General features: G+C 63.6%; 13 protein-coding genes. 9 read left to right on the top strand and 4 right to left on the bottom strand.

What is annotated here, in order from left to right:
- Nucleotides 1–191: 191 nt before the first annotated feature.
- From cueR to AP428_RS08705, 3 genes are all read left to right on the top strand, one after another.
- Entirely contained in the window at nt 192–596 is a 405-nt protein-coding gene (gene cueR / locus AP428_RS08710) for a Cu(I)-responsive transcriptional regulator (RefSeq protein WP_011549389.1), read from the top strand.
- Nucleotides 597–811: 215 nt separating this feature from the next.
- Nucleotides 812–958 (top strand): DUF3563 family protein, encoded by a 147-nt coding sequence (locus tag AP428_RS34885; protein ID WP_006478295.1) that lies wholly within the window; start codon nt 812–814, stop codon nt 956–958.
- Between the two features lie 114 nt (nt 959–1,072).
- Nucleotides 1,073–1,441 (top strand): hypothetical protein, encoded by a 369-nt coding sequence (locus AP428_RS08705; RefSeq protein WP_011694331.1) that lies wholly within the window; start codon nt 1,073–1,075, stop codon nt 1,439–1,441.
- A 15-nt stretch (nt 1,442–1,456) separates the two neighbouring features.
- Here AP428_RS08705 and AP428_RS08700 read toward each other — a convergent pair whose 3' ends face one another.
- Both AP428_RS08700 and AP428_RS08695 read right to left on the bottom strand, forming a co-directional pair.
- The gene (locus AP428_RS08700; protein ID WP_011549391.1) at nt 1,457–2,302 is read right to left on the bottom strand and encodes a 23S rRNA (adenine(2030)-N(6))-methyltransferase RlmJ; all 846 of its coding nucleotides are present in this window, start codon (nt 2,300–2,302) and stop codon (nt 1,457–1,459) included.
- 111 nt (nt 2,303–2,413) lie between these two features.
- Complete coding sequence (locus AP428_RS08695; protein ID WP_011694330.1) at nt 2,414–3,385, bottom strand: aldo/keto reductase; 972 nt, start codon at nt 3,383–3,385, stop codon at nt 2,414–2,416.
- Between the two features lie 164 nt (nt 3,386–3,549).
- Here AP428_RS08695 and AP428_RS08690 point away from each other — a divergent pair, with 164 nt between their 5' ends.
- Complete coding sequence (locus tag AP428_RS08690; RefSeq protein ID WP_054928002.1) at nt 3,550–4,338, top strand: 3-hydroxybutyrate dehydrogenase; 789 nt, start codon at nt 3,550–3,552, stop codon at nt 4,336–4,338.
- Between the two features lie 124 nt (nt 4,339–4,462).
- Here AP428_RS08690 and AP428_RS08685 read toward each other — a convergent pair whose 3' ends face one another.
- Nucleotides 4,463–5,662, bottom strand: a complete 1,200-nt coding sequence (locus tag AP428_RS08685) for an amino acid aminotransferase (protein ID WP_006478300.1) — start codon at nt 5,660–5,662, stop codon at nt 4,463–4,465.
- Nucleotides 5,663–5,921: 259 nt separating this feature from the next.
- On the opposite strand from AP428_RS08685, the gene uvrB reads away from it, so the two are divergent.
- From uvrB to AP428_RS08660, 5 genes are all read left to right on the top strand, one after another.
- Nucleotides 5,922–8,012 carry an excinuclease ABC subunit UvrB gene (gene uvrB, locus AP428_RS08680; RefSeq protein WP_027807217.1) on the top strand — a complete coding sequence of 697 codons (2,091 nt, stop codon included), beginning with the start codon at nt 5,922–5,924 and terminating at the stop codon, nt 8,010–8,012.
- A 226-nt stretch (nt 8,013–8,238) separates the two neighbouring features.
- A complete protein-coding gene (locus tag AP428_RS08675; protein ID WP_006483880.1) occupies nt 8,239–8,790 on the top strand; it encodes an iron transporter in 552 nt (183 codons plus the stop codon).
- Between the two features lie 55 nt (nt 8,791–8,845).
- Complete coding sequence (locus AP428_RS08670; RefSeq protein WP_006478303.1) at nt 8,846–9,178, top strand: cupredoxin domain-containing protein; 333 nt, start codon at nt 8,846–8,848, stop codon at nt 9,176–9,178.
- Between the two features lie 58 nt (nt 9,179–9,236).
- The gene (locus tag AP428_RS08665; RefSeq protein ID WP_054928001.1) at nt 9,237–10,079 is read left to right on the top strand and encodes an FTR1 family protein; all 843 of its coding nucleotides are present in this window, start codon (nt 9,237–9,239) and stop codon (nt 10,077–10,079) included.
- Nucleotides 10,076–11,473: a 4Fe-4S binding protein gene (locus AP428_RS08660; protein WP_053525977.1), complete on the top strand. Its 1,398-nt coding sequence runs from the start codon at nt 10,076–10,078 to the stop codon at nt 11,471–11,473. The genes AP428_RS08665 and AP428_RS08660 overlap by 4 nt, the downstream gene beginning before the upstream one ends.
- Nucleotides 11,474–11,828: 355 nt before the next feature.
- On the opposite strand, the gene AP428_RS08655 is transcribed toward AP428_RS08660, so the two are convergent.
- Nucleotides 11,829–12,854 carry an IS110 family transposase gene (locus AP428_RS08655; protein ID WP_011549396.1) on the bottom strand — a complete coding sequence of 342 codons (1,026 nt, stop codon included), beginning with the start codon at nt 12,852–12,854 and terminating at the stop codon, nt 11,829–11,831.
- Nucleotides 12,855–12,936: the final 82 nt, after the last annotated feature.

The raw sequence follows: 12,936 nt of genomic DNA, 5'->3' as shown, positions 1-12,936 counted from the left end.
GGCGCCATAAAAGTATGTGGCGAAGCGCCCTCATAACCCGCCGTTACGCACGCCAGATCAAACCGCCTGCGCTCCTTCTGCCAAGCCTTCCCCGGAACGAAACCACGCGATTTGATACGATCGAACAGTCGTCGATGAGGGTATCGTCGACGTTCGCGTTCGAAACCAGGGCTTCATGAAGAGGGCGGGGAATGAATATCGGCGACGCGTCGCGCGAATCCGGCGTCAGTGCAAAAATGATCCGGTACTACGAACAGGTCGGTCTTCTTGCGCCCAGCAAACGGACCGATGCCGGCTACCGAATCTATGGGTCAGACGAAATCCATATCCTGCGGTTCATCCGTCAGGCGCGACGACTTGGCTTTCTCGTCGAAGACATTCGCAAGCTGCTGATGCTCTGGCAGGATCGCTCACGCGCCAGCGCTGAAGTGAAATCGATTGCTCTCGAGCACGTGGCCGAACTCGACAGACGTATCGCCGAATTGAGCGACATGCGCGACACGCTGGTCGATCTGGCCGCGCACTGTCATGGTGACGGTCGGCCCGAATGCCCGATTTTGGCGCGCTTGGCTGACCCTATCGGCGACCCAAATTAGTGCGCGCTCTCGCGCCTCAAAACAGGCTTCGACCCAACATCTATATAAATCAATGAGTTAGATGCGGTTCGCATGCCAACATTCCAAAATGGAATGGGTGCCATGCAAGGATTTCACTAGCATCTTGGTGCGGCGTCGCTATAATTCGGGATAACCCTATACGGGAAATCCCTGAATCTCGATTCACCAGGGGTCCCTCTTCCTTGGAGAACGTCATGATCGCCTACATCGTCGAAAAGCTGAGCAACTGGTTCGAATCCGCAGAACGTGAACGCCGTGAGGCTTACCTCGCCACGTCGTCGGACATCGTCCAGCTCGAGAGCCGCATCCGCTCGCTCGAAACCAACGGCTACTCGCTGTAATCGGAGTCACCGTCAGGTGCCGCGCGGCACCGAACGATAAGCAAGCCCCGTATTGACGGGGCTTTGTTTTTTTGTGCACCGGCTCTGGCGAAATCGTCGGTGCAGCGCTATGGTATGGACCTGCTTTTCATCCTGAAGGTCCCGATCATGCGTTTGTGTGTCGATGTGCGTCGCAGTGCCCGCGCGCGTCTCGTTCTGGGTGCGGTCGTGCTCGCCCATGGCCTCGCGGCCGGTGCCGCGACGTCGACCAAGCCGCTCGTTCTTGATACACAGCGCGGTATCCAGGACGGCAAGGGCGGGTTGGTATTGCAGACGGCGCCGTTGTCTTCCGAGCCGATCGTCGAGCCGGCAGGCATGCGGGCGCCAGCCGGGCAGGCGCCGAACACGTCGGTTCCGCTGTTCGTCGCGCCATATATCAATGTTCCCGCGTGGGGCGGGCAGCCGGCCAACCAGCCCAGGCTCGCGCCGAGACCGCAGCCGTAACGACCAGTCGCCCGATCAGTTGCCGCGGTGCTCGATTTGAAAGCGGGCGCCGCTATCCTGTCCCAGCTTCTCGACCAGATAGGGCAGGACCTCTTTCATGCTCTGGGCGAGCGTATACGGCGGATTCAGGATGAACATCCCGCTGCCGTAGAGACCCAGTCCGTCGGTCGGCGGATTCGACACCGTCAGCGTCAGGTGCAGCCAGTTGTTCGGCTGCAGACGCTTCAACTGCTCGGGAAAGCGCTGTGATTCCGTCCGCGTGACCTGCGGATACCAGATGGCATAGCAGCCGGTCGAGAAACGCTTCAGGCATTCCGTCACGCAGCTCGCCGTGCGCGCGTAATCCTTCTTGTCCTCGTAGGACGGATCGATCAGCACGAGTGCACGTCGCGGCGGCGGCGGCAGCAGCGCCTTGATACCTTCGAAGCCGTCGCCGGCGAAGATCATCGCGCGTCGCCCGGCATCGCGGAAATTGTGGCGCAGCACATCGATTTCCGTCGTATGCATTTCGAACAGGCGCATCCGGTCCTGCTCGCGCATCGACCGCCATGCGATGTACGGGGAGCCCGGGTAGAAATGCAGTTCGCCGTCGTCGTTCAGCGCGCGGACTTCGTCCACATAGTCGCCCAGTGCCTCCGGCAGGTTCTTTTCGTTCCACAGTCGGCCGATGCCGGTATCGAATTCCGACGTCTTCGCTGCATAACCGTCGCGCAGCGAGTACACGCCGGCGCCTGCGTGCGTATCGATGTACCAGTACGATTTGTCTTTCTTGTTCAGGTAGCGCAGCAGCTGGACGACGACGGCGTGCTTGAGCACGTCCGCGTGGTTGCCTGCGTGAAAACCGTGACGATAACTGAGCATGGCTGGCTGCCTGAAACGAAAGGTGAATCGATGAAAACGGTCGATCGTGCGCGGCCGTCAGGCCGGGCGCCGATGCGGCCGCGTATTGTACGCGAGTGGCCGTGAGTCGCCTTACTCGTATGCATCGCCGACCACCGCCTCGATGCGCTGCTTCACGTCCGGCGTCAGCTTCGCGGCAACCTCGAGCGCGCGCATGTTGTCGCCGATCTGGTCGACCCGCGATGCACCCGTGATGACCGAACTCACGCGCGGGTTCGCGAGCACCCACGCGATTGCCAACTGGCCGGTGCTGCAGCCGAATTCGGCCGCAATTTCGCCGAGCCGTTCGACGATGTCGTTGGCGGCCCGATCGGTCAGGCGTTCGCGCATCCAGTCGTAGCCTTGCAACTGCGCGCGGCTGCCGGCGGGTACGCCGTTGCGGTACTTGCCGGTGAGCAGGCCCGACGCCAACGGGCTCCAGGTCGTGAGCCCGAGACCGTAATCGTCGTAGAGCCGCGCATATTCCTGCTCGACCCGGGTGCGATGGAACAGGTTGTACTGTGGCTGTTCGACGACCGGCTTGTGGAGATGATGCCGCTCGGCAATCTCGCATGCCGCGCGGATTTCGTCGGCGCTCCATTCCGACGTGCCCCAGTACAGCGCCTTGCCGCGCACGATCATGTCGCTCATCGCCCAGACGGTTTCCTCGATCGGCGTATGCGGATCGGGGCGATGGCAATAGGCGAGGTCGACATAGTCGAGCTGTAGCCGGCGCAGCGAGCCGTCGATCGCGTTCAGCAGGTACTTCCGGTTCAGCGTGTGATACTGGTTCGGGGCTTCTGCGAGCCCCCAGAAGAACTTCGTGGACACGATATAACTGACGCGTGGCCAGTCGAGCGACTTGAGCGCATGGCCCATGATTTCCTCGGATTTGCCGCCGGCGTAGACCTCGGCGTTGTCGAAGAAATTGACGCCTGCATCACGTGCCGCGGCGAGGCATTCGCGCGCGACCCGCTGGTCGACCTGGTTGCCGTACGTCACCCACGAACCGAGTGAAAGCTCGCTGATCTGCAGGCCGGAGCGGCCTAGCCGTCGATAGTGCATGAGAATCTCCTGCTGAACGGAACCGACCTTAAGCTTAGACGTTTTGCGCACGAACGGCGGGGCCGATCGTGCACAATGACGGCTGGCACGCTGATGCGATTTCGCGATGAACGCGGATGCGGCGGGTGCGTGTTTCATCGATCCGATAACGGAAGGAGACGGACATGGCAGCAGATCTGAGCGGCAAGACCGCAGTCGTCACGGGCGCCGCGAGCGGCATCGGCAAGGAAATCGCGCTGGAGCTGGCCAAGGCCGGCGCGGCCGTCGCGATCGCCGACCTGAACCAGGACGGCGCGAACGCGGTCGCCGACGAGATCAACAAGGCAGGCGGCAAGGCGATCGGCGTCGCGATGGACGTGACCAATGAGGACGCCGTGAACAGCGGCATCGACAAGGTGGCCGAAGCGTTCGGCTCGGTCGACATCCTCGTGTCGAACGCCGGCATCCAGATCGTCAACCCGATCGAGAACTATTCATTCGCCGACTGGAAGAAGATGCAGGCGATCCACGTGGACGGCGCATTCCTGACGACGAAGGCCGCGCTCAAGCACATGTACAAGGACGATCGCGGCGGCGTCGTGATCTACATGGGTTCGGTGCACTCGCACGAAGCGTCGCCGCTGAAGTCGGCGTACGTGACGGCCAAGCATGGTCTGCTGGGCCTCGCCCGCGTGCTGGCGAAGGAAGGCGCGAAGCACAACGTGCGCTCGCACGTCGTGTGTCCGGGCTTCGTGCGCACGCCGCTGGTCGACAAGCAGATTCCGGAGCAGGCGAAGGAGCTCGGCATCAGCGAAGAGGAAGTGATCAAGAAGGTGATGCTCGGCAACACCGTCGACGGCGTGTTCACGACGGTGCAGGACGTCGCGCAGACGGTGCTGTTCCTGTCGGCGTTCCCGAGCGCCGCGCTCACGGGCCAGTCGGTGGTCGTCAGCCACGGCTGGTTCATGCAGTAACGCGGGTGCGGGCGGTGTCGCCGCCCACCGCGCTGGACTGGACGGCACAAAAAAACGCGCTCCGTGGAGCGCGTTTTTCATGTCGGCAGGGCGGGGCCGGTGACGGCTGCCGCCCGGCACGGCTTTACTTCAGGACCGCTGCGACCGCATTGGCGACCGCGTCCAGGTTGCGCGTGTTCAGCGCGGCGACGCAGATCCGGCCCGTGCCGACCGCATAGATGCCGAACTCGTCGCGCAGGCGATCGACTTGTGCCGAGGTCAGGCCCGAATACGAGAACATCCCGCGCTGCGCGTTGATGAAGCTGAAATCGCGATCGACGCCGCTTGCCTTCAGGCGCTCGACGAGACCATTGCGCATCGCGCGGATGCGATCGCGCATTTCGCCGAGTTCCTGCACCCACGAAGCGTGCAGTTCCGGCGATGCGAGCACGGCTGCGACCACCGCGCCGCCGTGGGTCGGCGGGTTCGAGTAGTTCGTGCGGATCACGCGCTTCAGTTGCGACAGCACGCGCGTGGCTTCTTCCTTGCTCGACGTGATGATCGACAGCGCACCGACGCGCTCGCCGTACAGCGAGAACGACTTCGAGAACGACGACGACACGAACGCGTTCAGGTCGGCCGCGGCAAACAGGCGCACGGCAGCGGCATCGGCTTCGATGTTCTCGCCGAAGCCCTGGTAGGCCATGTCGAGGAACGGCACGAGGTTGCGCGCCTTCACGACGTCGACGACCTGTTGCCATTGCGCTTCGGTGAGGTCCACGCCGGTCGGGTTGTGGCAGCACGCGTGCAGCACGACGACCGTGCCGGCCGCGTAGCCGTTCAGCGCCGACAGCATGCCCTCGAAGTTCACGCCGTTCGTGGCCGCATCGTAATACGGGTACGCGACGACTTCGAAGCCGGCCGCTTCGAACAGCGCGCGGTGGTTTTCCCAGCTGGGATCGCTGATCGCGACCTTCACGTTCGGATTCAGGGTGCGCAGGAAATCGGCGCCGATCTTCAGCGCGCCCGTGCCGCCCAGTGCCTGGGCCGTGACCACGCGGCCCGCCGCGATCAGCGGCGAGTCGTTGCCGAGCAGCAGCTTCTGCACGGCCGCATCGTAGGCGGCGATCCCGTCGATCGGCAGGTAGCCGCGCGGCAGGCCGGCCTCGACACGTGCCTTCTCCGCGTCGCGCACCGCGCGCAGCAGCGGAATCTTGCCGTCTTCGTTCGTGTACACACCGACGCCGAGGTTGACCTTGGTCGGACGCGCATCGGCGTTGAAGGCTTCGTTCAGGCCCAGGATCGGGTCGCGGGGAGCAAGCTGGACAGCGGAGAAGAGCGACATGATGATTCGGCAGTAGTGAAAAGAGGGTCAGGCTTTCAGCCGGCGGGGCGGGCGCAGTGGACCGCGCCCACGGCGCGACGCCGGGAAGCGCAGCAGCCTGACATTGTAGCGAATTCGTGGGGGCAGGGGCGGTGATTCCGTCGCGATTCGGGCGGCGAATCGCGATTCGGGGCGGCCGTCCCGCGTCAGGAGCCGACAGCAGTTCGCGCGGCCGCGAAGCGCTAGAATGCTTTCTTTGCCCTTGCTCCGGCCGCATTCCATGTCCGAACATCATGCCGAAGTCGGCGACGCGCTCGACGAATCCAAATTCGTCACTTTCGAAGGGTCGCCGTTCCAGCTTTACCAGCCCTATCCGCCCGCGGGCGACCAGCCGACCGCGATCGACACGCTCGTCGAAGGCGTCGGCGACGGCCTTGCCTTCCAGACGCTGCTCGGCGTAACCGGTTCGGGCAAGACCTTCACGATGGCCAACACGATCGCGCGGCTCGGCCGCCCGGCGATCGTGTTCGCGCCGAACAAGACGCTCGCGGCCCAGCTTTACGCGGAGTTTCGCGAGTTCTTCCCGCGCAACGCGGTCGAGTATTTCGTGTCGTACTACGACTACTACCAGCCTGAGGCCTACGTGCCGCAGCGTGACCTGTTCATCGAGAAGGATTCGTCGATCAACGAGCACATCGAGCAGATGCGGCTGTCGGCGACGAAGAGCCTGATGGAGCGTCGCGACGTGGTGATCGTCGCGACGGTGTCGGCGATCTACGGTATCGGCAATCCGTCCGAATACCACCAGATGATCCTGACGCTGCGCGCCGGCGACAAGCTCGGCCAGCGCGACGTGATCGCGCGATTGATCGCGATGCAATACACGCGCAACGAGCAGGATTTCCAGCGCGGCACGTTCCGCGTGCGCGGCGACACGATCGACATCTTTCCGGCCGAACACGCGGAAATGGCCGTGCGCGTCGAGCTGTTCGACGACGAAGTCGAGACGCTGCAGCTGTTCGACCCGCTGACCGGGCGCGTGCGGCAGAAGATTCCGCGCTTCACCGTGTACCCGTCGTCGCACTACGTGACGCCGCGCGACACCGTGATGCGCGCGGTCGAGACGATCAAGGACGAACTGCGCGAACGGCTCGAGTTCTTCCATCGCGACGGCAAGCTCGTCGAGGCGCAGCGCCTCGAGCAGCGCACGCGCTTCGATCTCGAAATGCTGCAGGAGCTCGGCTTTTGCAAGGGCATCGAGAACTATTCGCGGCATTTCTCGGGCGCGGCGCCCGGCGATCCGCCGCCGACACTCGTCGACTACCTGCCGCCCGACGCGCTGATGCTGCTCGACGAATCGCACGTGCTGATCGGCCAGCTGAACGGCATGTACAACGGCGACCGCGCGCGCAAGGAAAACCTCGTCAATTACGGGTTCCGCCTGCCGTCGGCGCTCGACAACCGGCCGCTGAAGTTCCCCGAGTTCGAGCGCAAGATGCGCCAGGTCGTGTTCGTGTCGGCCACGCCGGCCGACTACGAGAAGCGCGTGACGGGGCAGATCGCCGAGCAGGTCGTGCGGCCGACCGGCCTCGTCGATCCGGAAATCGAAGTGCGCCCGGCGAGCTCGCAGGTCGACGACGTGCTGACCGAGATCAACGCGCGCGTGAAGGCCGGCGAGCGCGTGCTGATCACCGTGCTGACGAAGCGCATGGCCGAACAGCTGACCGAATTCCTGGCCGATCATGGCGTCAAGGTGCGTTACCTGCACAGCGACATCGATACGGTCGAGCGCGTCGAGATCATCCGCGACCTGCGGCTCGGCACGTTCGACGTGCTGGTCGGGATCAACCTGCTGCGCGAGGGCCTCGACATTCCCGAAGTGTCGCTCGTCGCGATCCTCGACGCGGACAAGGAAGGCTTCCTGCGCGCCGAGCGCTCGCTGATCCAGACGATCGGCCGCGCCGCGCGGAACGTGAACGGCAAGGCGATCCTCTACGCGGACAACATGACCGAGTCGATGAAGCGCGCGATCGGCGAAACCGAGCGGCGCCGCGCGAAGCAGATCGCCTACAACGAAAAGATGGGCATTACGCCGCGCGGCGTCGTGAAGCGCATCAAGGACATCATCGACGGCGTCTACAACGCCGACGACGCGCGTGCGGAGCTGAAGGAGGCGCAACAGCGCGCGAAATTCGAGGACATGTCGGAAAAACAGCTCGCGAAGGAAATCAAGCGTCTCGAGAAGCAAATGGCCGACTACGCGAAGAACCTCGAATTCGAGAAGGCCGCCGCGACCCGCGACCAGCTTGCCGTGCTGCGCGAACGCGTGTTCGGCGCGAACGTCGGCGACCACATCAGCGGCGGTCGGTAACTCTTTCCAAGCGTCACCGAATCTTTTGGTAAAGCGCCTGTAAGCCTTGTCGGATCAGGGGTTTACGGCGCTCTCCGTTTGTTCCGAAACAGGTTCGGTGCTAAACTCCACATGTATTGAGAATAGTTCGCATTAACGTTCTTCGTCGCGTTAGTGTTTCCAGCGAGCGGCCCCGGCGGCGGCTCGCATGTCGTCAAGATAGTCAGACAAATAACAAGGAGTGTCCATGTTGGGTTCTTCGTTCATCCGCACGACGGTTGCGGTAGCGGCGGCGCTTGCCGCGATGTCGGCCTCGGCTGCCGAGTATCCGATCGGCAAGCAGCAGATCCAGGGCGGCATGGAAATCGGCGCGGTGTATCTGCAGCCGATCACGATGGACCCGGAAGGCATGATGCGTAAGGCGTCGGATTCCGACATTCACCTCGAGGCCGACATCCATGCGGTCAAGAACAACCCGACCGGTTTCGCGGAAGGCGACTGGATGCCGTACCTGCAGGTCACGTACAAGCTGACGAAGCAGGGCGACACGAAGTGGAAGGCCGAAGGCGACCTGATGGGCATGGTCGCGAGCGACGGCCCGCACTACGGCGACAACGTGAAGCTCGCCGGCCCGGGCAAGTATCACCTGACGATGGTCGTCAAGCCGCCGATGCAGTCGGGTCACATGGCGTTCGGTCGCCACGTCGACAAGGAAACGGGCGTGGGTCCGTGGTTCAAGCCCATCACGCTCGAGTACGACTTCCCGTTCGCCGGTATCGGCAAGAAGGGCGGTTACTGATCGGTGGCATCACGAACGGCGCGCTTCGGCGCGCCGTCGGCGTAGAGAACCCAGAATGAAAATTCCCCAGAAAATCGTTGCCGCGGCCGCTGCGCTGTGGCTTGCCGGCGCGGCGCATGCAGCCGATCTGCCGACGTTCAAGCTCGAGATGACGGATGGCAAGCTGAATCCTGCCCGCATCGAAGTGCCGGCTGGCCAGCGTTTCAAGATCGAGATCCGGAACACCGGCAAGGGCGCCGCCGAATTCGAGAGCGTGCAGTTGCGCAAGGAGAAGGTGCTCGCGCCGGGCGCCGATTCGTTCGTGGTCGTCGCCCCGCTGTCGCCGGGCGAATACAAGTTTTTCGACGATTTCCACCAGCAGGCACAGGGCGTGATCGTCGCGAAGTAACGCGTTTTATCTGCGCGCGGGCGCACCAGTCCCTTGCGCCGCGCGTCAGGAGGTATCGATGGGTCAGATCTTGTTCATCGTCTGGCGGGAGAGCGTCGAAGCGCTGCTCGTCGTCGGCATTCTCTATGCATGGCTGAAAAACGGCGACGACGACGCGCGCCGCGGCCTGCCTTTCCTCTGGGCCGGCGTCGGCGTCGGCCTGCTGATGGCCGTCGGCCTCGGCGCCGCGCTGGTCGGGTTCACCGAAGTGCTGTCCGGCGACGCGCAGGACTATTTCCAGACGGCGATGGTGCTGATCGCGTGCGTGCTGATCGTGCAGATGGTGCTGTGGATGCGCCGGCACGGCCGCACGCTCAAGCGCGACATGGAGCAGTCGCTGCAGCAAAGCACGCGCGATTCGAACTGGTGGGGCGTCGCCGTGCTGGTCGCGCTCGCGATCGCGCGCGAAGGCAGCGAGACGGTGATCTTCCTGTACGGCCTCGGTTTCGGCCAGTCGGGCCACGTCGACGGCAGCCAGATGCTCGCGGTCGTGATCGGCCTTGGCCTCGCATTCCTCACGTTCTATCTGCTGCAGCTCGGCGGCAAGGTCTTCTCGTGGCGGCATTTCTTCCGCGTCACCGAAGTGATGCTGCTGTTCCTCGGCGCGGGCCTGTTCCAGACCGGCGTCGACAAGCTGATCGACAAGGAAATCCTGCCGCTCGGCATCTCGCAGGTGTGGGATACGTCCGCGATCCTCGATGATTCGGGCACGTTCGGTTCGCTCGTCGCGACGCTGACCGGCTATCGCGCGCACCCGGCGCTGACCAACCTGGTGGCCTATGCGGTGTACTGGGCGGTCGTCTGGTTGTTGATGAAGCGCGCGAGCCGCCGTCCGGCCGTTGCAGCGGGTCGCGCGGCATGAGCGTTGTCGCCGCCGTCAAGCCGGGCTGGCTCGCGCAGGCCGGCCAGTGGATGCAGCGCCACGGTGCGCTGATCCGCGGTATCCAGTGGATCGTCGTCGCCGTCTACGCGTTCCTGATCATCGTGCCGGCCGTGTTGCCGCTGCCGGACGATTCCGCGCATCTGTGGAACAACCTCACGCTCATCGCGCAATTCGCGTTCTGGGGTATCTGGTGGCCGTTCGTGCTGCTGTCGATGGTGATGCTCGGCCGCGTGTGGTGCGGCGTGCTGTGCCCGGAGGGCGCGCTTACGGAATATGCGAGCAAGTTCGGCCGTGGCGGCCCGATTCCGCGCTGGATCCGGTGGGGCGGCTGGCCGTTCGTCGCGTTCGGCATCACGACGATCTACGGGCAGATGGTCAGTGTGTACCAGTACCCGCTCGCGGTGCTGTTCGTGCTCGGCGGCTCGACCGTCGGCGCGATCGTGATCGGCCTGTTGTACGGCCGCGAGAAACGCGTGTGGTGCAAGTACCTGTGCCCGGTCAACGGCGTGTTCGGGCTGCTCGCGCGACTCGCGCCGATGCGCTACAAGGTCGACGAGGATGCGTGGCGCCGTTCGTACAAGAACGGCGAGCACGGCCATCGCGTGATTCCGATCAACTGCGCGCCGCTCGTGCCGTTGCGCAACATGAAGGGCGCGGCGGACTGCCATATGTGCGGCCGCTGCAGCGGGCACCGCGACGCGATCTCGCTGTCGCTGCGCTCGCCGTCCGACGAAGTCGTGAACCTCGGTGCGGAGCGGGCCAACCCGTGGGACACCGCACTGATCCTGTACGGCCTGCTCGGCGTGGCGATCGGCGCGTTCCACTGGACCGTCAGCCCGTGGTTCGTGCAGATCAAGCAATGGCTCGCGGGCTGGCTGATCGACCACGACATCACGTGGCCGCTCGAGACCAATGCGCCGTGGTTCCTGCTCACGCACTATCCGGATCGCAACGACGTGTTTTCCTGGCTCGATGGCGGGCTGGTCGTCAGCTACATCGTCGGCACGGGACTCGTGTACGGCACGGCGCTGCTGGTGTTGCTGGCCGGCGCGACGCTGATGCTCGGCCGCTTCGATCGCGTGCGCCTGCATCACCTCGCCCAGGCGTTGATCCCGATCGCGGGGGCGGGCGTGTTCCTCGGATTGTCGGCCACGACGCTGTCGTTGCTGCGCGCCGAGCATGTGCCGCTCGGCTGGGCAACCGATGTGCGCATCGCGATTCTGGTCGGCGCCAACGTATGGAGTGCGTGGCTCGCGTGGAAGGTGACGGGGCGCTATGCGGCGTGGCCGCGCCGGCTCGCGGCGTTCGCATGGTTCGCCGTCGGGCTGGCGGTCGTCGACAGCGCATGGTGGTTGATGTTCTGGGGGTTCTGAAGCGGCTCGCATGCCGCTTCCTTCGGCTGTCGTGCATGACGCAGCCACATACATACAGGCGGCATGCTTCGCGCATTGGCTGCCCAAACAAAATCTATGGTCAGCCCGATTTTTGCAAGCGAGGCAGTGTTGACCTAAAGTGGACTTGCTCGAATCTATCCGGGGTCGTGGATGGAGTGATCCAGCCCCATGATGGGAGCCGCGCCGGGCAAACCTCAAAAAGCGTACAGCATTGAGATGCTGTTTTTGTTGTCAGGTTACTTGTCCGGCCGTTGAGTCGTTTATGCCTTCACTTATCTCGCGTCGCAAAACCAGGTGTGACTGCTGCAACTGAAGCCGTAAGCGACACGAAGCGTCAGACCGCGGGAACAGCCTCGGTGCTTCGGTAGTGTGTCCCTTTGGCGAGGATGGCCCACGCGATCCTCGCCAATTTATTGGCCAACGCGCAAGCCACTACGTTCGAATGTCGTCGCGCCAACAGGCCGCGAATCCAGACGCCCAATGCATCCGTGCGGTGCTCGATGCGCTGCATGATGGTCCGCGCACATTGCACCAGCAGCCGCCGCAATTCCTTGTCCCCGCGCTTGCTGATGCCGAGGAGCGTTGGTTTGCCGCCGGTGCTGTACTGCCGCGGCACCAGCCCGACCGACGCCGCAAACTGCCTTGCCGAACCATATTGGCGCGCATCGCCCAACTCCGACATCAACACGCTGGCGGTCATCGGGCCAATGCCGGGAATCTCGAGCAGCCGCTCGCTGCGTTCGTCCTCGTGTAGCTGGGTAAGCAACTCACGTTCGAGCTGATGGATCTGCTCGTCCAGATACTTGCAGTGCGCGTGCAGACGTTCGATCACGCTTACCAGCCGCGGCGGCAACGATTCTGCCTCCAGCACGGCGGGCAGTCGCCGGATCACCGCCATGCCGCGCGGCAAGCTGATGCCGAATTCCAACAGAAACGCATGAATTTGGTTGATCGTGCCGGTGCGCTCGCGCACCAGCCCCCCGCGCACGCGATGCAAGGCTGAAACGATCTGCTGAGCTTCGTTGTGCGGGCTCACGAAACGCATGCTCGGTCGTGAAGCAGCTTCGCAGATCGCCTGGGCATCCGCGAAATCGTTCTTGTTGCCTTGCCGGAACGGTTTGACGAACTGAGGGGAAATCAGCTTGGCCTCGTGGCCCAGCGCCTGAAGTCGGCGGGCGATCCAGTGCGCACCGGCGCAGGCCTCCATGACCACCGTACAACTCGGGAAATTGCCCAGCAGCGTGAACATCTGGCTACGCGTGAGCTTCTTACGGAACACCATCCTGCCTGACGCATCCTGCCCATGCAGGTGGAAGCAGTGCTTGCCGAGATCGACTCCGATCAGCGATACCGTGTCCATGATGGTCCTCCAGAAGGACAAAATCCTCACTCAGCGTAGTCCACTGAGTGAGGATCGGGCTGACCATCCTATTAAGCGACCC

This window comes from Burkholderia sp. E168m22, from assembly GCF_001319805.1.
Classification (GTDB): domain Bacteria; phylum Pseudomonadota; class Gammaproteobacteria; order Burkholderiales; family Burkholderiaceae; genus Burkholderia; species Burkholderia orbicola.
Note: the sequence above shows the minus strand (reverse complement) of the source record. Positions and strands in the feature narration are given on the sequence as shown.